General features: G+C 63.8%; 25 protein-coding genes. 14 read left to right on the top strand and 11 right to left on the bottom strand.

What is annotated here, in order from left to right; genetic code table 11:
- The first annotated feature begins 11 nt into the window (after positions 1–11).
- The 4 genes from metZ (at position 12) to AACZ65_RS17520 (ending at position 3,501) form a co-directional block, all read left to right on the top strand.
- Positions 12–1,196 (top strand): O-succinylhomoserine sulfhydrylase, encoded by a 1,185-nt coding sequence (gene metZ / locus AACZ65_RS17535; protein ID WP_339673063.1) that lies wholly within the window; start codon positions 12–14, stop codon positions 1,194–1,196.
- 138 nt (positions 1,197–1,334) lie between these two features.
- Positions 1,335–2,435, top strand: a complete 1,101-nt coding sequence (gene folE2, locus AACZ65_RS17530) for a GTP cyclohydrolase FolE2 (protein ID WP_297542160.1) — start codon at positions 1,335–1,337, stop codon at positions 2,433–2,435.
- A 167-nt stretch (positions 2,436–2,602) separates the two neighbouring features.
- Positions 2,603–3,157, top strand: a complete 555-nt coding sequence (locus AACZ65_RS17525; protein WP_339673059.1) for a hypothetical protein — start codon at positions 2,603–2,605, stop codon at positions 3,155–3,157.
- Positions 3,158–3,279: 122 nt separating this feature from the next.
- Positions 3,280–3,501 (top strand): hypothetical protein, encoded by a 222-nt coding sequence (locus tag AACZ65_RS17520; RefSeq protein WP_297542156.1) that lies wholly within the window; start codon positions 3,280–3,282, stop codon positions 3,499–3,501.
- A gap of 32 nt (positions 3,502–3,533) precedes the next feature.
- Here the strand turns inward: AACZ65_RS17520 and AACZ65_RS17515 are convergent, their stop codons facing one another.
- The 4 genes from AACZ65_RS17515 to AACZ65_RS17500 form a co-directional block, all read right to left on the bottom strand.
- Complete coding sequence (locus AACZ65_RS17515; protein ID WP_339673056.1) at positions 3,534–4,145, bottom strand: inner membrane-spanning protein YciB; 612 nt, start codon at positions 4,143–4,145, stop codon at positions 3,534–3,536.
- A 41-nt stretch (positions 4,146–4,186) separates the two neighbouring features.
- Positions 4,187–5,089, bottom strand: coding sequence for an EamA family transporter (locus AACZ65_RS17510; protein WP_339673053.1), 903 nt, complete (start codon positions 5,087–5,089; stop codon positions 4,187–4,189).
- A 76-nt stretch (positions 5,090–5,165) separates the two neighbouring features.
- A complete protein-coding gene (ftsY, locus tag AACZ65_RS17505; RefSeq protein WP_339673051.1) occupies positions 5,166–6,317 on the bottom strand; it encodes a signal recognition particle-docking protein FtsY in 1,152 nt (383 codons plus the stop codon).
- Between the two features lie 69 nt (positions 6,318–6,386).
- Positions 6,387–8,084 carry an NAD(P)H-dependent oxidoreductase subunit E gene (locus tag AACZ65_RS17500; RefSeq protein ID WP_339673048.1) on the bottom strand — a complete coding sequence of 566 codons (1,698 nt, stop codon included), beginning with the start codon at positions 8,082–8,084 and terminating at the stop codon, positions 6,387–6,389.
- Between the two features lie 185 nt (positions 8,085–8,269).
- Here AACZ65_RS17500 and AACZ65_RS17495 point away from each other — a divergent pair, with 185 nt between their 5' ends.
- The 10 genes from AACZ65_RS17495 to dtd all read left to right on the top strand — a co-directional run bounded on the left by AACZ65_RS17495 (position 8,270) and on the right by dtd (position 16,961).
- Positions 8,270–9,313, top strand: coding sequence for an alkane 1-monooxygenase (locus AACZ65_RS17495; protein ID WP_339673045.1), 1,044 nt, complete (start codon positions 8,270–8,272; stop codon positions 9,311–9,313).
- Positions 9,314–9,317: 4 nt separating this feature from the next.
- Positions 9,318–9,710, top strand: coding sequence for a hypothetical protein (locus AACZ65_RS17490; RefSeq protein ID WP_339673044.1), 393 nt, complete (start codon positions 9,318–9,320; stop codon positions 9,708–9,710).
- Positions 9,711–9,930: 220 nt separating this feature from the next.
- Entirely contained in the window at positions 9,931–10,833 is a 903-nt protein-coding gene (locus tag AACZ65_RS17485; protein WP_339673042.1) for a 5-bromo-4-chloroindolyl phosphate hydrolysis family protein, read from the top strand.
- 14 nt (positions 10,834–10,847) lie between these two features.
- Complete coding sequence (locus AACZ65_RS17480; RefSeq protein ID WP_339673041.1) at positions 10,848–12,047, top strand: toxic anion resistance protein; 1,200 nt, start codon at positions 10,848–10,850, stop codon at positions 12,045–12,047.
- A 37-nt stretch (positions 12,048–12,084) separates the two neighbouring features.
- Entirely contained in the window at positions 12,085–13,005 is a 921-nt protein-coding gene (locus AACZ65_RS17475; RefSeq protein ID WP_339673076.1) for a DUF2927 domain-containing protein, read from the top strand.
- 31 nt (positions 13,006–13,036) lie between these two features.
- Entirely contained in the window at positions 13,037–14,149 is a 1,113-nt protein-coding gene (locus AACZ65_RS17470) for an SPFH domain-containing protein (RefSeq protein WP_339673039.1), read from the top strand.
- 3 nt (positions 14,150–14,152) lie between these two features.
- The gene (locus AACZ65_RS17465; protein WP_339673037.1) at positions 14,153–14,575 is read left to right on the top strand and encodes a hypothetical protein; all 423 of its coding nucleotides are present in this window, start codon (positions 14,153–14,155) and stop codon (positions 14,573–14,575) included.
- 5 nt (positions 14,576–14,580) lie between these two features.
- The gene (locus AACZ65_RS17460) at positions 14,581–15,708 is read left to right on the top strand and encodes a primosomal protein N' (replication factor Y) - superfamily II helicase (RefSeq protein ID WP_339673036.1); all 1,128 of its coding nucleotides are present in this window, start codon (positions 14,581–14,583) and stop codon (positions 15,706–15,708) included.
- A 116-nt stretch (positions 15,709–15,824) separates the two neighbouring features.
- Positions 15,825–16,499: a nitroreductase gene (locus tag AACZ65_RS17455; RefSeq protein WP_339673035.1), complete on the top strand. Its 675-nt coding sequence runs from the start codon at positions 15,825–15,827 to the stop codon at positions 16,497–16,499.
- Positions 16,500–16,523: 24 nt separating this feature from the next.
- The gene (gene dtd / locus AACZ65_RS17450; RefSeq protein ID WP_339673033.1) at positions 16,524–16,961 is read left to right on the top strand and encodes a D-aminoacyl-tRNA deacylase; all 438 of its coding nucleotides are present in this window, start codon (positions 16,524–16,526) and stop codon (positions 16,959–16,961) included.
- A 136-nt stretch (positions 16,962–17,097) separates the two neighbouring features.
- Here dtd and mraY read toward each other — a convergent pair whose 3' ends face one another.
- From mraY to mraZ, 7 genes are read right to left on the bottom strand one after another with little or no spacing between them, the layout of a single operon-like run.
- Positions 17,098–18,180, bottom strand: coding sequence for a phospho-N-acetylmuramoyl-pentapeptide-transferase (gene mraY / locus AACZ65_RS17445; protein WP_037268754.1), 1,083 nt, complete (start codon positions 18,178–18,180; stop codon positions 17,098–17,100).
- Complete coding sequence (locus tag AACZ65_RS17440; protein WP_339673030.1) at positions 18,180–19,616, bottom strand: UDP-N-acetylmuramoylalanyl-D-glutamyl-2,6-diaminopimelate--D-alanyl-D-alanine ligase; 1,437 nt, start codon at positions 19,614–19,616, stop codon at positions 18,180–18,182. The genes mraY and AACZ65_RS17440 overlap by 1 nt, the downstream gene beginning before the upstream one ends.
- The gene (locus AACZ65_RS17435; RefSeq protein ID WP_339673028.1) at positions 19,613–21,094 is read right to left on the bottom strand and encodes a UDP-N-acetylmuramoyl-L-alanyl-D-glutamate--2,6-diaminopimelate ligase; all 1,482 of its coding nucleotides are present in this window, start codon (positions 21,092–21,094) and stop codon (positions 19,613–19,615) included. Before AACZ65_RS17435 ends, AACZ65_RS17440 begins: the two co-directional genes overlap by 4 nt.
- A 19-nt stretch (positions 21,095–21,113) precedes the next feature.
- The gene (locus AACZ65_RS17430; protein ID WP_037268746.1) at positions 21,114–22,898 is read right to left on the bottom strand and encodes a penicillin-binding protein 2; all 1,785 of its coding nucleotides are present in this window, start codon (positions 22,896–22,898) and stop codon (positions 21,114–21,116) included.
- Positions 22,895–23,239 (bottom strand): cell division protein FtsL, encoded by a 345-nt coding sequence (locus AACZ65_RS17425; protein WP_297542121.1) that lies wholly within the window; start codon positions 23,237–23,239, stop codon positions 22,895–22,897. Before AACZ65_RS17425 ends, AACZ65_RS17430 begins: the two co-directional genes overlap by 4 nt.
- Entirely contained in the window at positions 23,239–24,231 is a 993-nt protein-coding gene (gene rsmH, locus AACZ65_RS17420) for a 16S rRNA (cytosine(1402)-N(4))-methyltransferase RsmH (protein ID WP_339673024.1), read from the bottom strand. Before rsmH ends, AACZ65_RS17425 begins: the two co-directional genes overlap by 1 nt.
- A gap of 3 nt (positions 24,232–24,234) precedes the next feature.
- Positions 24,235–24,738, bottom strand: coding sequence for a division/cell wall cluster transcriptional repressor MraZ (gene mraZ, locus AACZ65_RS17415; protein ID WP_296636306.1), 504 nt, complete (start codon positions 24,736–24,738; stop codon positions 24,235–24,237).
- Between the last annotated feature and the right edge of the window lie 170 nt (positions 24,739–24,908).

Below are 24,908 nucleotides of genomic sequence, written 5' to 3'. Positions count from 1 at the left end.
GGAGGTTGGATATGAGCGAGACTTGGCAGAAGCGCACCAAACTGGTGCATGGCGGCACGCGGCGCAGCCAGTATAACGAGGTGAGCGAGGCGATCTTCCTCACCCAGGGGTTTGTCTATGACACCGCCGAGGCGGCAGAGGCGCGGTTCATCAAGGCCGGCGCGGATGAGTTCATCTATGCCCGCTATGGCAATCCAACCGTCGCGATGTTCGAGGACCGCATCGCGGCGCTGGAGGGTGCCGAGGATGCCTTTGCCACCGCAAGCGGCATGGCGGCCGTTTCGGGCGCGCTCACATCCATGCTGCGGGCGGGCGATCATGTGGTTTCGGCGCGCGCGCTCTTTGGCTCGTGTCTCTATGTGCTCGAGGAAATCCTGACCCGGTTCGGGGTCGAGGTCACATTCGTGGACGGCACCAATCTGGAGGAATGGCGCGCAGCCATCCGGCCCGGCACCAAGGCGGTGTTCTTCGAAACCATCTCGAACCCGACACTCGACGTGGTGGACATCCGCGCGGTGGCGGAGTTGGCGCATGCGGCGGGTGCGCTTGTGCTTGTGGACAATGTCTTTGCCACGCCGGTCTTTTCCCGCGCCATCGAGCAGGGCGCGGATGTGGTGATCTACTCCGCGACCAAGCATATCGACGGGCAGGGCCGCACACTGGGCGGGGTGATTTTGGGACGCCGCGAGTTCATCCGCGGCACCGTTGAACCCTACATGAAACACACTGGCGGCTCGATGTCGCCCTTTACCGCTTGGGTCATGCTCAAGGGGCTTGAGACCATTGATCTGCGCGTGCGGGCACAGGCGGCCACCGCACAGGCGATTGCCGAGGCATTGCAGGGTGATGCACGGCTGGCGCGGGTGATCTATCCGGGACTGGCCGACCATCCACAGCATGCTTTGGTGCGCGCGCAGATGGGCGAAGGCGGCACGGTTCTGGCGCTCGACATCAAGGGTGGGCAAGAGGCGGCGTTCCGGTTTTTGAACGCGCTGGAGATCGTGGTGATCTCGAACAATCTGGGCGATGCCAAATCCATCGTGACCCATCCCGCCACCACCACCCATCAACGCCTGCCCGCCGCGCAGAAGGCGGCACTTGGCATCACGTCGGGGTTGGTGCGGCTGAGTGTGGGGCTCGAGGACTGCGGCGACCTGATCAGCGACATCCGGAACGCGCTGGAGGCGGCGAACTGAGGCGGAAAGGTTTTTCAGCGATTTCCGGGGTTTGAATGATCCGCTTTGCCGCATTTGACGTAAATCCCTACGATAATGGCAATTCCTGCGGAAACCTTGTATGTAAAGGTCTGGCAGAGCGGATAGGGAAGTTTTGCGATGAATGTGCATCCGTCTGAGATGAAGCCTGCTCCGGACCGGGACGAGGCCAAAGAGGCGCTGGCGCTGCTGCGCTCCTGGGCGCGTGCCGCGTCGCCCGAAGAGGTGGCCGATCTCGATCCGGCGATTGCACGGCTTTTGCCTTCGGGCGAGGTTGCGAATTATCCGGTTCTGGCGCGGGAATATCCCGAGGATTTCGCCACGAGCGCTGCCTACCTTGCCAGCCTTCCCGATTTGCAGAACGGCCCGGCCTCGCTCATTCGCGGGACGCGGCAGCAGTTGCAGCATGTGGGGATTTCGAATTTCCGCCTGCCGATCCGCTATCATACCCGTGACAATGGCGATCTGACGCTCGAGACCTCGGTGACGGGCACCGTCAGCTTGGACGCAGGCAAGAAGGGCATCAACATGTCCCGGATCATGCGCAGTTTCTACAAGCACGCGGAAAAGACGTTCAGCGCCGATGTGATGGAGGCCGCGTTGTCGGATTACATCACCGATCTCGAGTCCCTCGATGCGCGTCTGCAAATGCGCCTCTCCTATCCGGCGCGCGTGCGCTCGCTGCGTTCGGGGCTGGAAGGCTACCAGTATTATGACATCGCGATGGAGCTGGTGAAGAACGCCGGCGTCACGCGCAAGTTCATGCATCTCGATTACGTCTATTCCTCGACCTGCCCCTGCTCGCTGGAACTCAGCGAACATGCCCGCGCCGCGCGCGGACAACTGGCCACGCCACATTCGCAGCGCTCTGTCGCGCGAATTTCAGTGGAATTGGTCGAAGAGGATTGTCTGTGGTTCGAGGATCTGATCGAACTGGCCCGCCGCGCTGTGCCGACCGAAACACAGGTCATGGTCAAGCGTGAGGACGAGCAGGCCTTTGCCGAGTTGAACGCCGCCAACCCGATCTTTGTCGAGGATGCCGCGCGTCTCTTTTGCGAGCAGTTGCTGGCTGATCCGCGCATCGGCGATTTTCGGGTCGTGGCCAGCCATCAAGAAAGCCTGCACAGCCATGATGCGGTCAGTGTACTGACCGAGGGTGAAACCTTTGCCGCGCAGAGCCTTGATCCCCGGTTGTTCCAGACCCTTATTCATGGGCGTTAAGCCCGGAAATCCGGCAAATCGGCCAAATTTTCAGCAGGAATCCGCGTAGCGCAGCGAAAGTGATTTGACCTTAGGTCAAATTGCTGCAACGCAGCGATGCGCGCGTTATATTCCTGTCATCCGCTTGCTTTAAATGCAGGCGCGCATCTGCTGAAAAGGACGAACTCATGCTTGCACCCGAACTTCCGCTGAAACTGTCCGCTGCCGGCATCCGGTTCACCGGATACCTGGTCGAGAAACAGTTGCGTGTGGCGCAGGTCTATTGCGAGGCGATGCTCAAGAGCGGCGTCTGGTCGCGCAATCTGACGGCCAAGGCCGCAGTTCCCGCATCCCCCGCCAAACCCAAGGCACCGGCCAAGCCCAAGGCTGCGGCCGTCGCCGCCAAGCCGCGCCGCGCCACCCGCGCCCCCGCGACCCCGGCCGCGCCCGTCGCCCCCGTGATCAAATCCGTGGAAAAGGCCGCCCCGGCCGTTGCCGCAAAACCGGCCCCCGTGGCCGAGGTGAAGCCCGCGGCAAAGCCCGCCACCGTGGTCATGGCCAAACCCGCCCCCACGGCCGAGGTGAAGCCCGCGCCAAAGCCTGAGGCAACGGCGGTGAGCGCGGCACAGCCCGCCCCTCAGCCCACGGCACGCGTGATCCCCGTCGATACGGCCGCGCCCAAGCGCCAGCCCTCGCCGCCCCCGTCGATGCCCGAGCGCGCGCCCAAGGCCAAGGCCGAGTAACACGAAAGGCCGGGATGCAGCCCCTGCAACCCGGCCATTCCGTTTCAGCGTTGGTCGTGTCAACGTGACTGACCTATCTTGGGGTCAGGGAGGGAACCAAACCACGTAAAGTGAGGTTTCCAATGGCGAATATCACAACCAATGTTACTGCATCTCCTCTGCGCGAGGGATGGAAACGCTTTGTCGCAGCCATCGTGCGCGGGCTCGAGGCCCAAGCTGCGGTCACGGCACGGCGCAACCGGATCGAAGCGCTGGAAGCGAAATCAGATGCAGAGCTGGCCCGCATGGGTCTGCGCCGCGAAGACATCGCTTATCATGTCTTCAAGGATCTGTTCTACGCCTGATGCGCGAGGGGGCGGGCACCCTGCCCGCCCTGTCAGGCACCCTTGTCGTCATTTTCCTCGGTCGAATGATCGCGAAAGAGCGCGCCTTGCGCCATGAAGAAGACAAAAATCGCGGCCGTCAGACCGAAGGTCTTGAAATAGACCCACATTTCTTCGGTCTGCGTGCGCCAGATCGCCTCGTTCAGCAGGGCGAGACCGAAGAAGAAGAGCATCAAGCGCCGGGTCAGGATCATCCAGCCCGCATCGGTCAGCGGCATCACCCCGTCCATCACATATTGCAGATACGAGCGCCCGCGCAGCAGGCCATAGCCCAGCACCCCGCCGAAAAGCAGGTAGATCATCGTCGGCTTCATCTTGAAGAAGCGCGGATCGTTGAACCAGACGCTGAGGCCGCCGAAAACCACGATCAGCACCGCCGTGACCACCTGCATCCGGCTCAGATGGCCGGTGAGTCGCCACAAAATACCCATCGAGATCAGAAATACCGGGATGAACCCGGCGGTGACGACGATAAAGCCCTCATAGTCGGTGCCGCCAATGGTAAAGACCCTATCCTTGAGCCAGAGATAGGCGGCAAAAAAGCCCAGCACAGGGCCAAATTCCAGAACCGGCTTGGCCCATTTGGGCGGCTGCGTGTCATCCATGTCGTCAGGTTTCCTTATCGCTCACGCCGGTTGTGGCGCATTCAGCCGCCAAGCTCAACTATGACCGCACCCGCGGCGATCAAGGTCATGAGTGCAATGCGTCGCGGCCCCACCGTTTCCTTGAGCACGAGCCAGCCGATGAGGGCGGCAAAAACGGTCGAAGTCTCGCGCAGCACCGCCGCCTCGCCCACCTTGTCGAGGCGGGTGGCCAGCATGACCGACCCGAAGGAAAAGAACGCCACCACCCCGCCCGAGACCCCGCGCAGCAACAGGGGGCCTACCGCGTGCCGCGTGGGCATACTGCGCCAGCGTAGATAGGCAAAGGGCGGAATCGTCAGCCCGTCCAGGAAAAAGAACCACGCAAGGAAGGTAAAGGGATCAGCCGCCGCGCGGATGCCATAAGCGTCATAGGTCGTATAGAGCGCCACAAATAGCCCCGTCGCTACCGCCAGACCCAGCGCCAGCGGCATGGTATCGCGGTTGAGCGTCAGCGTGCGCAGATTATAGACCGCTAGGCCGTAGATACCACACAGAAGCACCGCCACGCCCAGCCATTGCACTGGGGTAAATACCTCGCCGAAAATCGCATAGGCCCCGATCACGGTGAAAAGCGGCCCGGTGCCCCGCACCACGGGGTAGACGACCGTATAGGCGCCGCGCGTATAGGCCATCGCCTGCAGCACCTTGTAGCCGATGTGGATCACCACCGCGCCGGCAAAGATGGGCCACATATGCGCCTCGGGCCAGGGCACGACAAAAAGGGCAAAGGGCGCGGCCATGGCGGCATAGCTTGCATCTATCGCGCCCCGGCTGAGCCAGGGATCATGCCGCCCCTTTTGCAACGCGCCGAAAATGGCATGCAAGAGCGCCGCGAGGAGCGCAAGCACCATGGCAAGGTCATGCCCCGCCTCGGTGCCCTCAAGTGAAATCAGCCAAGCGCTCATTCAGAGGCTGGGACATTGGGGGGCCAGCCCCCCAAGCCCCCCGAGGTAATTATGGCCAGATGACAGGCGCAAAGGGTCATTCGCCGTCGAGCCCGGTCAGGGCTGCGGCAAATTCCTGAGGGTCGAACGGCGCCAGGTCGTCGATCTGTTCGCCCACGCCGATGGCGTGGATCGGCAGGCCGAATTTATCCGCCAAGGCCACCAGCACACCGCCGCGGGCGGTGCCGTCAAGCTTGGTCATGATCAGGCCGGAGACATCGGCGAGCTTCTGGAAGGTTGCGACCTGACTCAGCGCATTCTGCCCCGTGGTGGCATCGAGCACGAGCAGGGTGTTATGCGGCGCGCTCGGGTCCTTCTTGCGGATGACGCGCACGATCTTGGCCAGTTCCTCCATCAGATCGGCGCGGTTCTGCAACCGTCCGGCGGTGTCGATCATCAAGAGGTCCGCGCCCTCGGCCTCGGCGCGGGTCATGGCGTCAAAGGCGAGGCTCGCGGGGTCCGACCCTTCGGGTGCGGTCATCACCGGCACACCGGCGCGCTGCCCCCAGACCTGAAGCTGCTCAACCGCCGCAGCGCGAAACGTATCCCCGGCGGCGATCACCACGGATTTCCCCGCCGCTTTGAACTGGGCTGCAAGCTTGCCGATGGTCGTGGTTTTGCCCGAGCCGTTGACGCCCACCACCAACACCACCTGCGGGCGCTTGGCATAGATCGGCATCGGGCGCGCCACGGGGTCCATGATGCGGGCGATTTCCTGCGCCAGAAGTTCCTTGATTTCCTGCGACGAGAGGCGTTTGCCCATGCGACCTTCGGCCATGTTGGCAGTGACGCGGAGCGCGGTATCCACGCCCATATCCGCGCCGATCAGCAACTCCTCAAGGCTTTCGAGCATGGCATCGTCGAGCACGCGGCGCGGTGCCGCCTCGGGCGCGGCGCGCCCCAGCAGGCGACCAAAGAGCCCGCCACGCGGCGCGGTCGCTGGCAGATCGTCGGGGATTTCGACCGGTTGCGGCGGTGCCAGGCCTTCGGTGACGGGCGGCGGCACCTCTTGCGGAGATGGGGCGACGGGGGCCTCTTGGCGCGCGGGGGCCGGCACATCTGGCGGCGGCGGCGTAACACTCGGCGTGCTCTCTTCTGCGCGTCCGTCCTCTACAATCGCCTCCAACCCCTCTTCGAGCTTGGAAGAGGATTTGAATAACCGTTCCTTGAGTTTCGAGAAAAACGCCATGCGCCCTCCGATCCGCGTGTCAGTTCTGACCTAATGCGGATCGAAGGGAGATGGAAGCCTGCGCTTGGCTCAGATTTCGTCAGCGAAATGCTTCATCGTCAGGCGGATGGGGTTGGGTGCGGCCTGTCCCAGACCGCAGATGCTGGCATCGGCCATCGCGGTGCACAGCTCTGTCAGGAGCGGCTGATCCCAGGTGTCGGCCTGCATCAGCTTGACCGCCTTTTCACAGCCCACCCGGCAAGGCGTGCATTGCCCACAGCTTTCATCCTCGAAAAAGCGCAGCATGTTGAGCGCGGCATCCCGCGCCCGGTCGTGATCCGAGAGCACGACCACCGCCGCCGAGCCGATAAAGGTGCCATGCGGTTGCAGCGTGTCGAAATCGAGCGGAATATCGTTCATCGACGCAGGCAGGAGGCCCGAGGACGGACCGCCGGGCTGATAGGCTTTGAAGGTATGCCCATCCAGCATGCCGCCCGCCGCCGCGATAATGTCCGTGATGGTGGAGCCTGCGGGCAGGAGGTGGACGCCGGGTTTTTTCACGCGCCCCGATACTGAGTAAGAGCGAAGCCCCTTGCGGCCATTCAACTCGACCGTGTTCAGGATTTCCGGCCCCTCGCGCAGAATTCGCGTGACCCAGAGCAGGGTTTCGATGTTGTTGACCAGCGTGGGACGGTCGAAAATGCCCACCTGCGCCACAAAGGGCGGCCGGTGACGCGGCAAACCGCGCTTGCCCTCGATCGATTCGATCATGGCGCTTTCTTCACCGCAGATATAGGCCCCTGCCCCCCGACGCAGCTCGACATAGCCGGGTTCGATCAGCCCAGACGATTCCAGCGCGGCAATCTCTGTGGCGAGGATATGCAGAACGGCGGGATATTCATCGCGCATGTAGATAAAGCAGCGCGCGGCCTCTACCGCCCAAGCGGCGATCAACATCCCCTCAAGGAAGAGATGCGGCGTGCGTTCGAGGTAATAGCGGTCCTTGAAGGTGCCCGGCTCGCCCTCGTCGCCATTGACGGCCAGATAGCGCGGACCGGCTTCGGCGCGCACGAAACCCCATTTGCGCCCCGACGGGAAGCCGGCACCGCCAAGGCCGCGTAGCCCCGCATCGAGTAGGGTTTGCTGCACGCGCTCGAATTCGGCGTCGGCATTTGTCGTGGCGCGCAGATCGGTCAGCGTGGCGTAGCCGCCCGCCGCGCGATAGGCATCAAATCCTTCGTAATCCGGCACATGCGCGTGGGTGTCCCCCGCCGCGACCGCCGCCAAAACGCTCTCGGGCGTGGCGTGGTCAATATGATGATGACCAAGTTCCACCACGGGCGCTGTGTCGCACCGCCCCATGCAGGGCGCGCGCAGGATGCGGACCTGCGTGGGATCGGTGCCCTTCTCAAGCGCGGATTTCAATGCCTGCGCGCCCGCCAGCTCGCAGCTTAGCGAATCGCAGACGCGGATGGTCAGAGCAGGCGGCGGGGTCTCGCCTTCGCGCACCACGTCGAAATGCGCGTAAAAGCTGGCAACCTCGTAAACCTCAGCTTGCGACAGGCGCAGTTCCTCGGCCAAGGCCCGCAGATGCGCCGCCGACAGATGGCCGAACTTGTCCTGAATCCGGTGCAGATATTCGATCAAAAGGTCACGCCGGCGCGGCCCCTCGCCCAAGAGCGCCTGAACCTCTGCCCAAGCACCATCTTCAAGCGGACGCCCTTTGGTCGTGCGCCGGCCCTTGCCTGTGCCGGATTTCCAGACGCCTTTGCGATCATCCAATGCCATTGCGATCATCCTCTTTCCCTGTTGCGACCGAACCTAGCGGGCCGGGATGTGGGTAGAGCCCTCAAAAACGACATTTGCGCCACCATTCGCGTTGATCAGGGCGTGAAATGCGACGGGGTGCGGCAAGGAAACCCTGTGCGCCGCCCCTGCCCCGGATTAGACTGTGGAAAAATCGGGAACGCCTGATGCCGCTCTTTTCCATTGCCGCAAGCCTGCCTCTGCTGCTGACCGCGATTGCCGCACTCTGGGGTGGGGTTTGGGGCATTCTGGCCTTGGGCACGATTACGGTTCTGGTGTTCACACTGGATCGCGTGCTCGTCGCAGGCGGCAATCCCGATCCAGAGACCGAATTTCCCACCGCAGACTGGCTTTTGGTGGGTCTGGGATTGGCGCATTTCGCGGTGCTGGCGCTGGCGGTCTGGGCGGTGGCCGGGGGCAATGGACTAAGCGGAGTGGAGCGCACGCTTGTAGCGCTGAGCGCAGGCTTGAGCATGGGCCAGATTTCGCATCCCGTGGCGCATGAACTGATCCATCGCGGTGCCCGCGCCAAGCGGCGACTTGGGCGGCTCATCTATACCTCGCTGCTCTTTGGCCATCACGCGAGCGCGCATCTGCGGGTGCATCATGTGCATGTGGCCACCCCTGACGATCCCAGCAGCGCCCGCCCCGGCGAAGGGTTCTACCGCTACGTTCTGCGCGCCTGGCCGGGTGCGTTTCAGGCGGGGCTGCGCGCCGACTCGCGGCGCTATGCCGATCAACCGCTCTGGCAACATCCCTATACCCTTTACCTCGGCGGAGCGGGGGCGCTTGTGCTTGCGGTCGCGATCGGCCTTGGGGCGGCGGGGGTGGCGGCGCTGCTCTTCATCGCGGGCTATGCCCAGGTGCAAATCCTGCTTTCGGACTATGTGCAGCACTACGGGTTGCGCCGGGCACAGCGACAGGATGGGCGGTTTGAACCGGTCGGCCCGCAGCATTCCTGGAACGCGCCGCATGTGATGTCGGCGGCGATGACGCTGAACGCACCGCGCCATTCCGATCACCATGTGACACCACACCGCCCCTATCCGGCGCTGCAACTCGACCGCACCAGCATGCCGACCCTGCCACAGTCTCTACCGGTGATGGCGGTGCTGGCGTTGGTGCCGCCGCTCTGGCGACGCGTCATGGATCGCCGCGCCGCGTGCTGGCGCGAATCCTCTGGCGGCATGGCACCCGATCTGGCAGGCTGATCTCATGCACGCCCTGATCCTGTCCAGCCTTGTTGCCTTTGTCGCGGCCCCGGCCCTGGCGCAGATGTCGGCAGAGGAATTCGATGCCTATACCCGCGGCCAGACCTTTTACTATGGCGCGGGCGGCGCGCCCTATGGGGGTGAGGAGTATCTGCCCGACCGTCGCGTGCGCTGGTCCTTTCTCGATGGCGAGTGTCAGGACGGGCATTGGTATGAAGAGCGCGGGCTGATCTGCTTTGTCTATGACAACCGCCCCGATCCGCAATGCTGGAGCTTTGAGCGCACCGAACAGGGGCTGATCGCACGCTTTGCCGGGGAACAGAGCCTCTCGGAACTCTACGAGGTGCGCCGCTCCGATGCGCCGCTGATGTGCCTGGGGCCCAAGATCGGCGTGTGATCCCCGGCTTCTTCTTGGAAAAATACTCATTCCCTGCTCCACCCCTTGCGCCGGGGTTTGAAATCTTCCCCCTAGCAAGCCGGACCCCCATCGCCTAAGTTCATGGCAGGCGTATGGAAACCGGCAATGGGGGCACCATGAGTGATACGGGACTTCAGAAACTGGCGTTCCTTCTGCTGGTGGCGCTGATCCTGTTTGTCGCGGCCACGGGGGGCGTGTGATGGCGCAGCGCTTTGGCGGCAAATACAGCCCCGATGGCGCGGACAAGGGCGCGTCCGTGCCGGACCGGGGCGGCTTTCGTGGCGCACGGCGGACGCGGGCGGGCGGGCGCGTGAACCTTTTGTTCTTTGCGCCTTTGCCATTGGCTGCGCGGGCCTTTGCCTCGGGTCCGGTGGAATTGGCGTTCAACCTTGCCGCACTCGGCGCGCTGCTCTTGGCGGCATGGCTCACCCGCGAGGGGATTCTGGCGCAAGAGGCCTATGAGGCGCGCAAGATCGCGCGTCGCCCGGCCATCCCGCGCAAGATTTTTGCCTCCGCGCTCACCGGCGCGGGCCTTGGGCTAGCGGGTTTTGCCAGCGGCGGCGGGCTTCTGGAGCCTCTTATTTATGCCATGCTCGGCGCGGTTCTTCACAGTTTCGCCTTTGGTCTTGATCCGCTCAAGGACAAGGGGATGGAGGGCGTCGACAGCTTTCAGAGCGACCGGGTGGCGCGGGTGGTCGATCAGGCCGAGGATTACCTGCGCGCCATGACCGACGCGCTCAGCCGTGCCGGCGACCGGCAGGCGGAAACCCGGCTTGAGCGGTTCCAGATCACGGTGCGCGACATGCTGCGCACGGTTGAGGATGACCCCCGCGATCTGACAGCGGCGCGCAAATATCTGGGCGTCTATCTGATGGGCGCGCGCGACGCGACTGTCAAGTTCGCCGATCTGCACGCCCGCGCCCCCAACCCCGCTGCACGCGACAAATACCTCGCGCTCCTCAGCGATCTGGAACAGAATTTCACCGCCAAAACCCGCGCGCTGATGCAGGACAGCACCACCGATCTCGATATAGAAATCGACGTGTTGCGTGACCGGCTGGAGCGCGAGGGCGTTCACCTTGAAACCAAAGATTTAGCGTAAAAAGGACCACACTCATGTCAGAGACCACCCGCCAGAAGGCCGAAGCCGTGCTCAAGGATGTCGAGGCCGTGAGCCGCGCTGTGCTGCCCGAACCCGCCGCGGCCAACGCCATCGTGCCGCTCGAGCAGGCCGATGCGCCGCAAAGCGCCGAGATCACCCGCCGCATGGCCGAAATCGACATGGGCGATACGCAATCCATCGTGTCGTTCGGCTCGGCCGCGCAGGCCGAATTGCAGGAAATCTCCCAAGCCATGCTGCAAGGCGTGCGCAACAAGGATGTGGGGCCGGCGGGCGATAGCCTGCGCGGGATCGTCACCACCATTCGCGGCTTCTCGGTTTCGGAGCTTGACGTGCGGCGCGAGCGGTCGTGGTGGGAAAAGCTCTTGGGTCGCGCCGCCCCCTTTGCCAAGTTCACGGCGCGCTTCGAGCAGGTGCAGGGCCAGATCGACAAGATCACCGATGACCTTCTGGCGCATGAGCATACGCTCTTGAAGGACATCAAGTCGCTCGACATGCTCTACGAGAAAACGCTGGCCTTCTACGACGAGCTTGCCCTCTACATCGCGGCGGGCGAGGCCAAGCTGAAAGAGCTCGACACCAACGACATTCCCGCCGCCGAAGCCGCCGTTCAGGCCGCGCCGGAGAATGACCAGGTGATGAAGGCGCAGGAACTGCGCGATCTGCGCGCCGCGCGCGACGATCTGGAGCGGCGGGTGCATGATCTCAAGCTGACCCGCCAGGTGACGATGCAATCCCTGCCCTCGATCCGGCTGGTGCAGGAAAACGACAAGAGCCTTGTCACCAAGATCAACTCGACCCTCGTCAACACCGTGCCACTGTGGGAAACCCAACTGGCGCAGGCGGTCACGATCCAACGCTCGGCAGAGGCGGCGGCGGCGGTGCGCGATGCCAATGACCTGACGAACGAGCTTTTGACCGCCAATGCCAAGAACCTGCGCGAGAGCAACAAGATGATCCGTCAGGAAATGGAACGCGGCGTGTTCGACATCGAGGCCGTGAAACAGGCCAATGCCGATCTCATCGGCACCATTCAGGAAAGCCTGCAAATCGCAGACGAGGGCAAGGCCAAACGGGCCAAGGCAGAGGAAGACCTGAAAAAGATGGAGGCCGATTTGCGCGACACGCTGGCCTCGGCCAAGGCGCGGCGCGATGGGGTGGGCGACACCGCAGGCACCGCTGTGCCCAAGGGCTAAGCGCGGCATGCGCGCCGACTGGCTGAAATGGGGCATCTTGGGGCTGGCGCTGACGGCGCTGGCCGCTTGCGATATGCCTGCACCGCCCACGTCCTCGGCGCGCCCGACTGAGCGCCCCGTAGCGTCAGCGCCAGCGCCCTCCGGCCCCTCGGCCAATAGTCTGGCCTTGGCCAGCTATTACCAGCGGGTCGAATCCGACCTGCTCAGTCGCGGCCTCTTGCGCCGCGATGGCGGCGGGCCGGACACGCCCTATACCGACACCGACATTCTGCGTAATTTCGAGCGTATCGCCTTTTATGACGAGTACCAGCAGGGTGCAGGCTATCGCCCCTCCTCGGGGCGGGCCGGGGGCCTGCGGAAATGGGTGGGGCCGGTTCGGATCAACACCGAATTCGGCGCCTCTGTCACCGGAGCACAACGCGCCGAGGATCGCCGTCTGGTCGCCGATTATGCCGCGCGGCTGGCGCGTGTCACCCGCCACCCGATCACCACTGGCGGAGGGGCGGCCAATTTCCACGTCCTCTTCATGGGTGAAGATGACCGCGATACCATGCTGGCGCGTATCCGTCAGCTTGCCCCCGAGGCGGGGCCAAACACCATCGCCATTTTCCGCGACATGCCGCGTACGATCCATTGTCTGGTAGTGGCGTTTTCAGGCCAAGGTGAGGATCACGTCTATCGCCGCGCGATTGCGCTCATCCGGGCCGAACACCCGCCCCTCATGCGGCAATCCTGCGTGCATGAGGAACTGGCGCAGGGGCTGGGGCTGGCTGACGATTTCCCCGGAGCGCGGCCGTCGATCTTCAACGACGACGATGAATTTGCGCTTCTCACCAGCCATGATGAAGAGCTTTTGTGGCTGCTTTATCATCCCGACCTCAAGCCCGGCATGACCCCCGACGAGGCCCGCCCCATCCTGCGCCGTCTGCTCGATGCGCGGGCGGGCGGGCCGGTCTGATCCTCGACTTTCCGATTAAAGGAGTATCCCGATGCCCATTTTCGATTTTCTCTCCGGCCAGTTCATCGACGTCATCCACTGGACCGACGACACACGCGACACGATGGTCTGGCGGTTCGAGCGCGAGGGCCACGAGATCAAATATGGTGCCAAGCTGACGGTGCGCGAGGGGCAGGCGGCGGTTTTTGTCCACGAAGGGCAGTTGGCCGATGTCTTTACCCCCGGTCTCTATATGCTCGAGACCAACAACATGCCCGTGATGACCAGCCTTCAACATTGGGATCACGGCTTCAAATCGCCTTTCAAATCCGAGATCTATTTTGTCGCGACGACGCGGTTCAACGATCTGAAATGGGGCACCAAGAACCCGATCATCCTGCGCGATCCCGAGTTCGGGCCGACCCGCATCCGCGCCTTTGGCACCTACACGGTGCGGGTGGTCGATGCCGCGAAATTCCTCTCGGAAATCGTTGGCACCGATGGCGAGTTCACCATGGACGAGATCAGCTTTCAGATCCGCAACATCATCGTGCAGGCGTTTTCGCGCATCATCGCAGGGAGCGGTATCCCCGTGCTCGACATGGCCGCCAATACCGCCGACCTGGGCAAGCTGGTGGCGGGCGAGATTTCAACGGTGGTCGCCGATTACGGCCTCAGCATCCCCGAGTTTTACATCGAGAATATCTCGCTCCCGCCCGAGGTGGAAGCGGCGCTCGACAAGCGCACCTCGATGGGGATCGCGGGCGATCTGGGCCGCTTTACCCAGTATTCCGCCGCAGAGGCGATGACCGCCGCCGCCAAGAACCCGAGCGGCGGCGCGGGCATCGGTGCCGGATTGGGCATGGGGATGGGCATGGCCATGGCGCAGCAGATGGCGGATCAGGGGCCTTGGGGCGCCCGCCCTGCCCCCGCCACCCAGAGCCCGCCGCCGCCACCGGTAGAACATGTCTGGCACATTGCCGAAAACGGGCAGACCCATGGCCCCTATTCCAAGGCCTCTCTTGGTCGCATGGTGACGGAGGGCAAGCTGACCCGCGACAGCTTTGTCTGGACCGCCGGGCAGGACGGCTGGAAACGGGCCGAAGATGTGACGGAGCTGGCCACGCTCTTTACAGTAATGCCGCCGCCGCCGCCAGGTGCGTGACCCATGCGCCGGAGCCTGACGATCACACTACACTGGCTGAACCTGATGTTGCTGCTGTTCGTGTTGGGCGATGGCGGGGCGACAGTCTGGTTATCGTTGGTCTATGCAGTCTCGGCGCTGGTCATGTGCGCGCTGGCACTGGTCTTTGGTCTCTTGAACGGGCCGGGGCCAAAGTTGGAGGGAGGATTGCGCGCGCTGCATCCGTGGTTGCACCGCGCGCTCTATCTGCTTTTGGCATGGGGGGCCCTCGCACTGACGGCAGAGGCACTCGGTCATGCCCTGCCCGGCCCAGAGGCGCGAAAACTGCTCTTGGCGCTGCTAGCGGCCTCTGCGCTGCACGCCACTTTCAATCTTTGGCGGCACACAGCCTTGGGGGATGGGGCGCTGCGCCGCATCACCCCACGTGCCGTGCATCAAATCCTGTGAGCCAAATGCAGAGTTCCCCGCCCCCCGCCCCTGTCACGACCGAAACCCAGCATCGGTTTCCCTGCGCCAGCTGTGGCGCGGATTACCGCTATGATCCGGGTGCCAATCATCTGATCTGCGACCATTGCGGCGATGTTCATCCCATCGCGACCGGCAGCCCCTGGCAGGGCGGGATCAAGGAGTTGGATTTTGAGCGCGCCCTGCGCGATCAACTGCCCGTGCAAGAGATGGAAGAGATCCGCAGCACCACCTGCACAAGCTGCGGCGCGCAGGTGGAACTGGGCAGCGATACCCATGCCGCCGAATGCCCGTTCTGCGCCTCGCCGGTCGTGACCGATACCGGCGCACAACGCCATATCAAGCCGCGCGCGCTGCTGCCCTTCGCCCTCGATGAGGCGACCGCGCGCAAGGCGATGACCGACTGGCTGGGGCGGCTGTGGTTCGCGCCGAACGGGCTCAAGGACTATGCCCGCAAGGGGCGGCGGATGCAGGGCATCTACGTGCCCTATTGGACCTTTGACGCCGACACGAAATCCACCTACCGGGGCGCGCGCGGCACGGTCTATTACGAGAGTCAGACCGTCGTCCGCGATGGCAAGCGCCAGACCGTGCAGGTGCCCAAGATCCGCTGGACCCCGGCCGCAGGTCGGGTGGCGCGGTTTTTCGACGATGTGCTGGTGCTGGCGTCGAATTCCCTGCCCAAGCGATTTACCGACGCGCTCGAACCCTGGGATCTGGCCGCACTGGTGCCCTATAACCCTGAATATCTCGCCGGGTTCCGCGCAGAGGGCTACAATCTCGAACTCGAACACGGATTTGTCGAGGCGCGCGCCCGAATGGATGCGATCATCGCCCGCGATGTGCGTTTTGACATCGGCGGCGACCGTCAACAAATCCACGAGATCAACACCGAAGTCCGCGACGTCACCTTCAAACACATCCTGCTGCCTGTCTGGCTCGCAGCCTATAAATACCGGGGCGAGACCTATCGTTTCGTGGTCAATGGCCGCACAGGCCGGGTGCAGGGCGAGCGTCCGTGGTCGGTCTGGAAAGTCGCCCTTGCCGTTCTCATCGGCGCGTTGATCGCCGGGGCGATCGGCTATGTCGTGGCTCTGGAGCAGGGTGTGGTGTAGGGCACAGGCGGCGGAAAACCGCCGGGCGGGGCATGGATATGCCACGAAACTCTCCCTATGATCATCGGGCAAGGCCATGGGCCTGATGGATCAAGGCCGGGCAAGGACATCACGGAATGACGGACAATTTTTCAACTTTGCAGGGGCTCTTGCAGGCCCGCCATTCCTGCCGCGCCTTTCGGCCCGATCCTGTGCCGGAAGAGACCATTGCAAAGATCGTCGAGGCCGCAGGGCGCGCGCCGTCCTGGTGCAATGCCCAGCCCTGGCGCGTGACCGTGACGCGGGGGGATGAAACCGCGCGGTTTCGCGACGCACTGCTCGCCGCGGTGCAGAATGAGCGCCCCGGCCCGGATCTGCCCTGGCCCGAGAGCTATCCCGGTGCCCATGGTGCCCGCCGCCGCGAATGCGGCCTGCAACTATATGAGGCTGCGGGTATCGCGCGCAACGACCGCGCCGGACGGGCCGAGCAATCCATGCGGAACTATCACCTCTTCGACGCGCCGCATGTGGCGATCGTGCATTCCGAGGCGGCCCTTGGCCCTTATGGCGCGATGGATTGCGGCGGGTTCATCACCGCCTTCATGCTGGCCGCGACGGCCTTGGGCGTGGGCACCATCGCGCAAGCCTCTGTTGCGGCCTATGCGCCGATGATCCGCGCGCATTTCGACCTGCCCGAGAGCCGGTTGATCCTCTGCGCCATTTCCTTTGGCCTGCCCGATACGGACCACCCCGCCAACAGCTTTCGCACCAGCCGGGCGGGGTTGGACGAGGTTCTTGATCTGCTCGGCTAAGCGCAACGATGTTTGGAGGGTTTCATGCGCGCGCTATTGCAACGTGTCTCTGAGGCTTCTGTCGCCGTCGATGGCGAGGTCATCGGCCAATGCGGGCGGGGCCTCTTGATCCTTGTCTGCGCCATGCAGGGCGATACCGAAGCGGATGCAGAGCGGCTGGCGGCCAAGATTGCCAAGCTGCGCATCTTCCCAGACGAGGCGGGCAAGATGAACCGCTGTTTGACCGACATCGACGGCAGCGTTCTGGTGATCAGCCAATTCACACTGGCCGCCGATACCTCGCGCGGCAATCGGCCCGGGTTTTCAACGGCGGCAGACCCCGAGACCGGCAAGCGGCTCTATGACTATTTCGCAGGGCAGATCGCAGGGTTGGGGATTGCCACCGAAAAGGGCCGGTTCGGGGCGGATATGAAAGTATCGCTGATCAATGACGGGCCGGTTACGATCTGGATGGAGGGCTGAGGCCCTCCACCTTGGGGCGCGTTGCGCTCAACCGAGAACAGACCCGTCCCGGGCTTGACCCGGGACCTCGCTCAATTAGGCGCAGGCCCCGGCCCGGGGGCCGGGGCGAGGTGACTCCGATCAGACGCGACGCGCTTTAGCGCAATTTCAGCGTCGCCAATCCGATCATGGCCAGAATGAGCGCGATGATCCAGAAACGGATCACGATCTGCGGCTCGGCCCAGCCCTTTTTCTCGTAATGGTGATGGATGGGGGCCATCAGGAACACCCGCTTGCCGGTGCGTTTGAAATAGAGCACCTGAATGATGACCGAGAGCGCCTCGACCACAAAGAGGCCGCCCACGATGCCCAGCACCAGCTCGTGCTTGGTGGCGACCGCAATCGCCCCCAGCGCACCACCCAAGGCCAAAGACCCGGTATCCCCCATGAAAACCGCCGCAGGCGGAGCGTTATACCACAGAAACCCCAGACCACCGCCGACAAGCCCCGCGACAAAGATCAGGATCTCGCCCGTGCCCGGCACGTAATGCAGCCCCAGATACTCGGTGAAATCGACGCGGCCCACCGTATAGGCGATCACGCCCAGCGCCGCCGAGGCGATCATCACCGGCATGATGGCCAGCCCATCGAGACCATCGGTCAGGTTGACCGCATTGGCGGCGCCCACAATCACGAACATCGCAAAGGGGATAAAGAAAAAGCCGAGGTTGATCAGCACATCCTTGAACACCGGCAGCGCAAGTTGATATTGCAACTCTGCCGGATGATGCAGTCCGGCCCAATAGGCCGCAATGAGCGCGATGAGAAACCCAAGGCCCAGCCGCACACGGCTTGAGACGCCCTTGACGTTCTGCTTGCTGACCTTCGCATAATCGTCAGCAAAGCCGATGAGGGCAAAGGACAGCGTCACGAAAAGCACGAGCCAGACATAAGGATTGTCGAGGCGCGCCCAGAGCAGGGTCGAAGTGACAAGCGCACCCACAATCAAGAGCCCGCCCATGGTGGGCGTGCCCGCCTTGGAAAAATGTCCCTCGGGGCCATCGCTGCGGATGGGCTGCCCTTTGCCCTGCCGCTTGCGCAGGACCATGATCAAGGGCGCGCCGAACAGAAAGCCAAAGATCAGCGCAGTCATGAAGGCCCCGCCAGCCCGAAAGGTGATGTAGCGGAAGAGATTGAAGAAATCCCCACCATCCGACCAGATGGTCAACCAATAGAGCATCAGACCTGTCCTTCTTCTGTCACCCGGCCCACGCGCCGGAGCGCGTCAACCACAAGGCTCACCCGGCTGCCCTTGGAACCCTTTACCAATACCACATCGCCTGCGTCGATCAGCCGGTGCGCCTGCGCGGCCAGCTCTTCGGCGCTGGCCACCCAACGGCCACGCCGCACCTCGGGCAAAATATCCCACAGGGCGCGCATCCGAGGGCCGACGCAATGAATTTCGTCGATCCGCGCCATGTAGGGCAGGTCGGCAAGCCCGGCGTGCATCATCGCCTCATCCGGCCCGAGTTCCAGCATATCGCCGAGAATGGCAATCCGGCGCCCGCGCGAAACACGGCCCACACCGTCGCGCGGATGCGCTGCGGCCAAAACTTCGAGTGCGGCGGCCATCGACGTGGGGTTGGCGTTGAACGCATCGTCGATGAGGTCAATGCTCATCCCGTCGCTGGCCAGATCCAGCACCAGCTCCTCGCGTGTGCCGCGCCCGGCAGGCGGGGCCCAACTGGCCAGATCGGCCACGGCCACGGCCCGGTCGCAGCCCAGAACCTGCGCCACCGCCAGAACCGCCAGCGCGTTCATCGCGAAATGCCGCCCCGGAACGCCGACCTTGTAGACGACCGCGGAGCGCCAGGCGCGCGCACGTGCCACGGTGACGTGATCATGCAGTTCCACATCGAGCAGGCGGTGATGCGCGCCGCGCGTGGTGCCAAAGCTGAGGACGCGCGCAGCATGTTGCATGGCCTTGGCGCGCAGAATGGATGTCGTGGAAATATCCGCGTTGATCAGGGCCACACCGCCCGGCTCCAGCCCTTCAAAGATGCTGGCCTTTTCTCGGGCAATGCCTTCGATATCTTCGAACGCCTCGAGATGCGCCGCCGCGACCGTTGTCACAATCGCCACATGGGGCCGCGCCATACGTGCCAAAGGTGCAATCTCGCCGGGGTGGTTCATGCCAATCTCGATCACCGCGAATTGCGTGTCCACCGGCATCCGCGCGAGCGTGAGCGGCACACCCCAGTGGTTGTTGTAACTGGCCTCGGCGGCATGGGTGCGGCCTTGATGGCCCAGCACGTCGCGCAGCATTTCCTTGGTCGAGGTCTTGCCGACCGATCCGGTCACGGCCACGACGCGGGCCTGTGACCGCGCGCGCGCCGCACGGCCCAGATCCTCAAGGCCCTTTTGGACGTCAGTGACGATCAAGAGCGGGGCATCGACGGGCAACCCCTCGGGGATACGAGACACGAGCGCCGCGGCCGCCCCTTTGGCCAAGGCCTGCGCCACAAACTCATGCCCGTCGCGCGCGGCACTGAGCGCCACGAAAAGATCTCCGGGTTTGAGCGTGCGGGTATCAATCGACACGCCCGTGGCCTGCCAATCGCCTGCCACGCGGCCCTGCGTGGCCTCCGCCGCCTCTTGTGCCGACCAAAGGCTCATACCCGCCCCCCATCGAGCAGCGTGACCGCGATGCTCGCCTGTTCCGCATCATCAAAGGGCAGCACGTCATCGCCGACGACCTGCCCTGTCTCATGCCCCTTGCCACAAATGAGCAGCGCATCGCCCGGCCCCAGCGCATCGACGCCGCGCAGGATCGCCTCGGCACGGTCGCCCACCTCGGTGGCCCTGGGACAGCCCTCCATCACCGCCGCCCGGATGCTGGCCGGGTTTTCCGAGCGCGGATTGTCGTCCGTCACGATCACCCGGTCGGCATGGGCCGCCGCAGCCTGCCCCATCAGGGGCCGCTTGGCGCGGTCGCGGTCGCCGCCTGCGCCCACGATGGCAATAAGCCGTCCCATGACATGCGGGCGCAGCGCCTTGATCGCAGTGGCCACCGCATCCGGGGTATGAGCATAGTCAACAAAGACAGCCGCGCCATTGTCGCGCGTTGCGGCCAGTTGCATGCGCCCCCGCACCGTCCGCATGTCCGGCAGCACCTCGAACACCCGTTCGGAATCGGCACCCGCCCCGATCACCAGCCCCGCCGCAAGCAGCACGTTTTCCGCCTGAAATCCGCCGATGAGATCGAGGCGCAATTGATTGACATCATCCTCCCATTCAAAGCGCAGCACCTGGCCCGTCGCGTCAAACCGTTGCGCGATGAGGCGCAGATCGGCCCCCGGCGCACGCCCGACGGTGATCAGGTCCTGCCCGCGTTCGGTGGCGATAGACGCCATCTCGGCCCCGCGCGGGTCGTCGATGTTGATCACGGCCACCCCATCCTCGGGGAGGACACGCGCGAAAAGTCCCGCCTTGGCCGCGAAATATTCGTCAAAACTGGCGTGATAATCGAGATGATCCTGCGTGAAATTGGTGAATCCTGCCGCCATCAGATGCACACCATCGAGGCGCCGTTGTGCCAGACCATGAGAGGAGGCCTCCATCGCGCCATGGGTGACGCCCGCCAGTTCGCACTTGGCCAGCATCCGGTGCAGGGTGATCGGCTCTGGTGTGGTGTGACCCAGGGGCGCGCTATAGGCCCCCTCGACCCCGGTCGTGCCCAGATTGACCGCCGAAAACCCCAGCCGCTCCCATATCTGCCGGGTAAAGGTGGTCACGGATGTCTTGCCATTGGTGCCGGTCACCGCGACCATGGTTTCGGGCTGCGCGCCGAACCAGAGAGCTGCGGCGAAGGCCAGCGTCTGACGCGGGTCTTCGGCCACCACAAGGGCGGCATCGCTCAGGCTGAGGAAATCCTGTGCCAGCCGAGCGCCGGTGGCGTCGGTCAGGATCGCCCCCGCCCCTTGGCGCAACGCATATTGGATGAACTCCGCGCCATGCACCTTGGTGCCCGGCAGCGCGGCAAAGAGAAAACCCGGCTTCACCTCGCGGCTGTCCACCGCCAACCCCGTGATATTGGCCTGACGCCCACCTTGGGCGGTCAGTCCCAAAGCCGCCAATGTCTTGATCTGCCCCACCGCACTGCCCCGTTCCGGCCTAATTCGATGTCAGGCTTATAGCAGCAAGCGGGCGGGGTTCAATCTCGGGTCTGAGACCCAGAAGCGGGGCGACGCGACGGATGATTTCAGCGGCCACGGGAACGGCGGTCCAGCCTGCGGTGCGGCGGGCCTCGCTGCCCGATGTCTCGACCGGCTCATCGAGCGTGACCACCAGCACGTATTTCGGGTCATGCGCCGGAAAGATGCTGGCAAAGGTCGAGATGACCTTGTCCTTGTAATAGCCGCCACCACGCTCCTTGGGTTTATCGGCAGTGCCGGTCTTGCCGCCCACCGCATAGCCCGGCACTTCGCCGAGGCTTGCCGTGCCTTCGGTTACGACATGGCGCAGCATCTCACGCATCGCGGCAGATGTCTTTTCGGTGATGATCCGCTCGCCGGGGGTGCGGGTCGGGTCGTGCAACAACGTGGGCGTTACCCGCCGTCCACCATTGGCAATCGTTGCATATCCCGCCGCCAGATGCATCGGGCTGACCGAGAGGCCATGACCATAGGAAATCGTCATGGTGGACAACTCGGACCAGTTCTTTGGCAAGAGCGGTGTGCTGCCAGAGGCTTCGGCGATTTCCAGATGCACGGGGGACATGAACCCCAAGCTTTCAAGGAACTCGCGCTGCCTTGCGGCTCCGATTTCAAGCGCAATGCGCGCTGTGCCGACGTTGGAGGATTTGACGATCACCTTGGTCGCACTCAGTTCCGGGCCGTAGTTCTTGAAATCGCGGATGCGAAATTTGCCCCATTGCATCGGGCTTTTGGTGTTGATCATGGTCTCGGGGTTGATCAGCCCCAGCTCAAGCGCCTGCGCCACGGGAAAGATTTTGAAGGTGCTGCCCAATTCATAGACACCCTGCACCGCGCGATTGAACAGCGGGCTGTCGCTAGGGCTGCCGGAGGTGGGCAGCGCGGGGCGGTCATTGGGGTCGAAATCGGGGAGAGAGGCCACGGCCACCACTTCGCCGGTATGGGCGTCCATCAGAATACCTGCGGCCCCCTTGGCATTCATGATCTTCATGCCGCCAAAGAGCACCCGCTCCATCGCCGCCTGCACGCTGAGGTCGAGCGAGAGTCGCAAGGGTTCATGCGCCTGCGCCGGGTCGCGCAGCCGCGCGTCCTGATGCCGCTCAATGCCTGCCACGCCGACGAGTTCGGCGGCATGCACCCCCTCGCGGCCAAAGCTGGTTCCGCCCAGCACATGCGCGGCCAGCCGCCCGTTGGGATAGAGCCGCATTTCGCGCGGACCAAAGAGCAAGCCCGGCTCGCCGATATCATGCACCGCCTGCTTCTGCTCGGGGCTGAGTTTTTTCTTGATCCACAGGAATTTGCGCGTGCCAGTGAAATCCTTGATCAGCCGCGCGCGGTCGAGATCGGGAAAGATCTCGACCAGCTTGTCGGCGGCATGTTCGGGGTCGATCATCTGTTGGGGTTGCGCATAGAGACTATGCGTGTCGAAATTGGTGGCCAGGATGCGCCCCTCGCGATCCACGATATCGGCCCGCTGCGCAAAGATTTGCGCGCCCGCGACGCTGGTCGTGGGCTCGCTCGGTTCGGTGCCGGCCAGAACCGCCATACGCCCGCCCACAATTGAGAAGGCCACAAAGAATACCCCCGCCAACACCAACAGCCGCCCCTCGGCGCGCCGACGGGCGCGGTCGCGCATTTCCTCGTGCCGCAGGCGGATGTTCTCACGCTCGATGGCGTCGGGATTTTCGCCCCGGTTGCGCGCGTCAAGAATGCGCGCCAAAGGGCGCAGCGGAGTGCGGATCATGGGAACTGCTCCATGTTGGACACGTCAACGGGGTTGGTGATCGGCAATTCAGCAGGCTTGGGGAACGAGACCTGATCCACACGACCGAACTGATAGGGTTGCAGGGGCAAGAGGCCCAGCTTGTCATAATTCAGTTCAACGAGGTCCATCAGGCGGTCAGGGCGGTTGAGATAGGCCCATTCCGCGTTGAGCACCCGCAGGCGCGCGCGCGCCTCGCCGATGGCGTTTTGCAGGGCTTGCGCCTTGGCCTGCGCCTCTTGGGTGCGGTAATTCTCGCGGTAGGCCCAAAAGGCCAGACCGATCACGGAAAGCGCGGTCAGAACATAGAGAATGCTGCGCATCATTTCGCTCCCTTCAACATGGGGACACCCAGAGCACTGCGCTCGCTGCGCCCTGCGGGGGCATCGGTACGCGTGGCAACGCGCAACCGGGCCGACCGGGCGCGCGGATTTACGGCCAGTTCCTCGTCATCGGGACCGATGGCCTTGCGCGATTTGAGGGTGAATTGCGGTGCGTCGCGGGTGATTTCCGGGGCATGGCGGCTACCGGTGCCGCCCCCGCCCGACCGCGCCGTCAGGAATCGTTTGACGATCCGGTCCTCGATGGAATGAAAGGTCACGACCGCCAGTTGCCCGCCGGATTTCAGCGCGCGCTCGGCGGCCTCAAGCCCTGCGATCAGCGCGCCATATTCGTCATTCACCGCAATGCGGATCGCCTGAAAACTGCGGGTGGCGGCATGCGCCTGCCCCGGCTTGGAGCGCGGCAAGCACCGTTCAATCAGCCCCGCCAGATGCAGCGTTGTCTCGATCGGGGTCTGCTCGCGTGCCTTGACGATCGCGCGGGCGATCCGCCGGCTCGCGCGTTCCTCACCATAGAGATAGAGGATGTCCGCCAGGTCGGATTCCTCAGCGGTGTTGACCAGATCGGCCGCACTTGGGCCCTCCTGGCTCATGCGCATGTCGAGCGGGCCGTCCTTCATGAAGGAAAAGCCGCGCTCGGCCTGATCAAGCTGCATCGAGGACACGCCCAGATCGAGTACGACGCCATCAAGATTGGTGGCATAGTCATCCATCTGTGCGAAATTGCCCAGCACAAGGCGCAACCGGTCGCCATACTCTGCCCCCCAGCTGCGCGCCATTTCATGCGCCAGCGGGTCGCGATCCACGCCGATCACCTGATCCGCGCCAGCCTCGAGCAAGGCGCGGGCGTAGCCCCCTGCCCCCAGAGTGCCATCCAGCCACACCCCCTGCACCGGCGCCACAGCAGCAATCAGCGGGCGCAAGAGGACGGGGATATGCGGGGCGTTCGGTGTCGGGGCGGCGGCAGCGGCCATGGGTCAGACCCCGTCCGGATTGTCGAGCAGGATCAACGGGTCAAAGTCATCGGGGAACTCGTCAAGCCATTCCTCGGTCTTGGACAGTTCGTCGGTCTCGTAGGTTTCGGGCTTCCAGATCTGAAAGGTATCGCCTGCGGCGATAAAAAACGCCTCATCCTCAAGCTCAATCTTCTTGCGCAGCTTGGCAGGCAGCACCAGACGCCCGGTCTCGTCGACCGAGGTGGGAAAGCTCTGACCATGAAAGAGGCGTTGCAGATGTTTGCGCGCATTCGAGCCGCGCGGCAGGGCCGCGATCTTGGCATCCACCTCCTGCATCGCCTCGATGGTGTAGCATTCGAGATAGCGGCGGCGGTGGTCACCATAAACGATGATCAGTTCCGGATTGAGACCGTCGGTCCAGTTCGGGTCCGAAGCCTCGATCACACGGCGAAACAGGGCCGGGATTGATACCCTGCCCTTTCCATCCACCTTGTGGAGGCTCTCGCCTCTGAAAATCCGGCCCACTGTCCCGTTGGTCCCTATGTCTGCCCCAGATTGAAAACGAACCCCTGAGACACGAAACGGCGGGTTGATCTGCTGCCACTGATCAACCCGCCGCCCTCGTCCCGCTTGAGCGGGGTGTCCGACTGCGCGCGCCACCTGGGGGGATGTCTGCTCGCTCGCGCGCCGGATCT

It is taken from the genome of uncultured Roseovarius sp. (assembly GCF_963972555.1).
Lineage (GTDB): Bacteria > Pseudomonadota > Alphaproteobacteria > Rhodobacterales > Rhodobacteraceae > Roseovarius > Roseovarius mucosus.
This window is presented reverse-complemented; position numbering and strand designations above follow the sequence as displayed.

Excerpts from the sequence above, each read along its gene's own strand:
- metZ (WP_339673063.1), top strand. The coding sequence starts at position 12 with ATGAGCGAGACTTGGCAGAAGCGCACCAAACTGGTGCATGGCGGCACG.
- folE2 (WP_297542160.1), top strand. The coding sequence starts at position 1,335 with ATGAATGTGCATCCGTCTGAGATGAAGCCTGCTCCGGACCGGGACGAG.
- AACZ65_RS17525 (WP_339673059.1), top strand. The coding sequence starts at position 2,603 with ATGCTTGCACCCGAACTTCCGCTGAAACTGTCCGCTGCCGGCATCCGG.
- AACZ65_RS17520 (WP_297542156.1), top strand. The coding sequence starts at position 3,280 with ATGGCGAATATCACAACCAATGTTACTGCATCTCCTCTGCGCGAGGGA.
- AACZ65_RS17515 (WP_339673056.1), bottom strand. The coding sequence starts at position 4,145 with ATGGATGACACGCAGCCGCCCAAATGGGCCAAGCCGGTTCTGGAATTT.
- AACZ65_RS17510 (WP_339673053.1), bottom strand. The coding sequence starts at position 5,089 with ATGAGCGCTTGGCTGATTTCACTTGAGGGCACCGAGGCGGGGCATGAC.
- ftsY (WP_339673051.1), bottom strand. The coding sequence starts at position 6,317 with ATGGCGTTTTTCTCGAAACTCAAGGAACGGTTATTCAAATCCTCTTCC.
- AACZ65_RS17500 (WP_339673048.1), bottom strand. The coding sequence starts at position 8,084 with ATGGCATTGGATGATCGCAAAGGCGTCTGGAAATCCGGCACAGGCAAG.
- AACZ65_RS17495 (WP_339673045.1), top strand. The coding sequence starts at position 8,270 with ATGCCGCTCTTTTCCATTGCCGCAAGCCTGCCTCTGCTGCTGACCGCG.
- AACZ65_RS17490 (WP_339673044.1), top strand. The coding sequence starts at position 9,318 with ATGCACGCCCTGATCCTGTCCAGCCTTGTTGCCTTTGTCGCGGCCCCG.
- AACZ65_RS17485 (WP_339673042.1), top strand. The coding sequence starts at position 9,931 with ATGGCGCAGCGCTTTGGCGGCAAATACAGCCCCGATGGCGCGGACAAG.
- AACZ65_RS17480 (WP_339673041.1), top strand. The coding sequence starts at position 10,848 with ATGTCAGAGACCACCCGCCAGAAGGCCGAAGCCGTGCTCAAGGATGTC.
- AACZ65_RS17470 (WP_339673039.1), top strand. The coding sequence starts at position 13,037 with ATGCCCATTTTCGATTTTCTCTCCGGCCAGTTCATCGACGTCATCCAC.
- AACZ65_RS17465 (WP_339673037.1), top strand. The coding sequence starts at position 14,153 with ATGCGCCGGAGCCTGACGATCACACTACACTGGCTGAACCTGATGTTG.
- AACZ65_RS17460 (WP_339673036.1), top strand. The coding sequence starts at position 14,581 with ATGCAGAGTTCCCCGCCCCCCGCCCCTGTCACGACCGAAACCCAGCAT.
- AACZ65_RS17455 (WP_339673035.1), top strand. The coding sequence starts at position 15,825 with ATGACGGACAATTTTTCAACTTTGCAGGGGCTCTTGCAGGCCCGCCAT.
- dtd (WP_339673033.1), top strand. The coding sequence starts at position 16,524 with ATGCGCGCGCTATTGCAACGTGTCTCTGAGGCTTCTGTCGCCGTCGAT.
- mraY (WP_037268754.1), bottom strand. The coding sequence starts at position 18,180 with ATGCTCTATTGGTTGACCATCTGGTCGGATGGTGGGGATTTCTTCAAT.
- AACZ65_RS17440 (WP_339673030.1), bottom strand. The coding sequence starts at position 19,616 with ATGAGCCTTTGGTCGGCACAAGAGGCGGCGGAGGCCACGCAGGGCCGC.
- AACZ65_RS17430 (WP_037268746.1), bottom strand. The coding sequence starts at position 22,898 with ATGATCCGCACTCCGCTGCGCCCTTTGGCGCGCATTCTTGACGCGCGC.
- AACZ65_RS17425 (WP_297542121.1), bottom strand. The coding sequence starts at position 23,239 with ATGCGCAGCATTCTCTATGTTCTGACCGCGCTTTCCGTGATCGGTCTG.
- rsmH (WP_339673024.1), bottom strand. The coding sequence starts at position 24,231 with ATGGCCGCTGCCGCCGCCCCGACACCGAACGCCCCGCATATCCCCGTC.